The following is a 2,079-nucleotide window of genomic DNA, read 5'->3' as shown; positions in this document are numbered from 1 at the left end:
ATTATTTTTCAAAAAGTGCTTGCGTGGTGTGGAGGGCATTGCTATAGTTCGCCCCCTGCTGACGCGACACACGAAGCGAAGTTGAAAAACAGAGCGACGAAGGTCGGCGAAGCAAGGAGGTGTGAAGCAGGTTGTAAGGCGTTTTAAATTGGAAGTAGTCAAAGCGGAAGTTAAGCGAGACGAAAAAATTTAAAACGAATCGCAAAAAAGTAGTTGACGCGATAAACAAACTGCTACATAATCTCGTTTCTCTGCTGCTGACGAACAAAACGATTCGCAGCGATGCAAACAGCGCACAGCGCGTTTGCGGCAGACAAGATCTTTAAAAATTAACAGCCGATAAGCGTGGGCGTTTAATGAAGTGCGACAGAACCTCGGTTCTGGAAACTTTAAATATTAAATGCTCACAAGAAATATAGGTAAGATCGCAAGAAATTACCTGTCAGTATTTTGAGAGAGCGATGCCCTTCGGGGTAGCCAGAAATGGCACAAAACAGAGATTAAACTAAAGAGTTTGATCCTGGCTCAGATTGAACGCTGGCGGCATGCCTTACACATGCAAGTCGAACGGCAGCATAGGAGCTTGCTCCTGATGGCGAGTGGCGAACGGGTGAGTAATATATCGGAACGTGCCCTAGAGTGGGGGATAACTAGTCGAAAGATTAGCTAATACCGCATACGATCTACGGATGAAAGTGGGGGATCGCAAGACCTCATGCTCCTGGAGCGGCCGATATCTGATTAGCTAGTTGGTGGGGTAAAAGCCTACCAAGGCAACGATCAGTAGCTGGTCTGAGAGGACGACCAGCCACACTGGGACTGAGACACGGCCCAGACTCCTACGGGAGGCAGCAGTGGGGAATTTTGGACAATGGGGGCAACCCTGATCCAGCAATGCCGCGTGAGTGAAGAAGGCCTTCGGGTTGTAAAGCTCTTTTGTCAGGGAAGAAACGGTAGTAGCTAATATCTATTACTAATGACGGTACCTGAAGAATAAGCACCGGCTAACTACGTGCCAGCAGCCGCGGTAATACGTAGGGTGCAAGCGTTAATCGGAATTACTGGGCGTAAAGCGTGCGCAGGCGGTTGTGTAAGTCAGATGTGAAATCCCCGGGCTCAACCTGGGAATTGCATTTGAGACTGCACGGCTAGAGTGTGTCAGAGGGGGGTAGAATTCCACGTGTAGCAGTGAAATGCGTAGATATGTGGAGGAATACCGATGGCGAAGGCAGCCCCCTGGGATAACACTGACGCTCATGCACGAAAGCGTGGGGAGCAAACAGGATTAGATACCCTGGTAGTCCACGCCCTAAACGATGTCTACTAGTTGTCGGGTCTTAATTGACTTGGTAACGCAGCTAACGCGTGAAGTAGACCGCCTGGGGAGTACGGTCGCAAGATTAAAACTCAAAGGAATTGACGGGGACCCGCACAAGCGGTGGATGATGTGGATTAATTCGATGCAACGCGAAAAACCTTACCTACCCTTGACATGGATGGAATCCCGAAGAGATTTGGGAGTGCTCGAAAGAGAACCATCACACAGGTGCTGCATGGCTGTCGTCAGCTCGTGTCGTGAGATGTTGGGTTAAGTCCCGCAACGAGCGCAACCCTTGTCATTAGTTGCTACGAAAGGGCACTCTAATGAGACTGCCGGTGACAAACCGGAGGAAGGTGGGGATGACGTCAAGTCCTCATGGCCCTTATGGGTAGGGCTTCACACGTCATACAATGGTACATACAGAGGGCCGCCAACCCGCGAGGGGGAGCTAATCCCAGAAAGTGTATCGTAGTCCGGATTGGAGTCTGCAACTCGACTCCATGAAGTTGGAATCGCTAGTAATCGCGGATCAGCATGTCGCGGTGAATACGTTCCCGGGTCTTGTACACACCGCCCGTCACACCATGGGAGCGGGTTTTACCAGAAGTGGGTAGCCTAACCGCAAGGAGGGCGCTCACCACGGTAGGATTCGTGACTGGGGTGAAGTCGTAACAAGGTAGCCGTATCGGAAGGTGCGGCTGGATCACCTCCTTTCTAGAGTGCGCACGAAGTTAAGCGTCCACACTTATCGGCTGTAA

Annotated in this window: 1 rRNA gene; it reads left to right on the top strand. The window is 50.7% G+C overall.

The window, feature by feature from the left end:
- The first annotated feature begins 502 nt into the window (after positions 1–502).
- A 16S ribosomal RNA gene (locus ACODSZ_RS23025) occupies positions 503–2,035 on the top strand.
- Positions 2,036–2,079 lie beyond the last annotated feature (44 nt).

The sequence above is a fragment of the Herbaspirillum sp. FG34 genome (genome assembly GCF_057809315.1).
The sequence above is the reverse complement of the archived record's forward strand: the minus strand, read 5'-3'. Positions and strand labels throughout refer to the sequence as shown.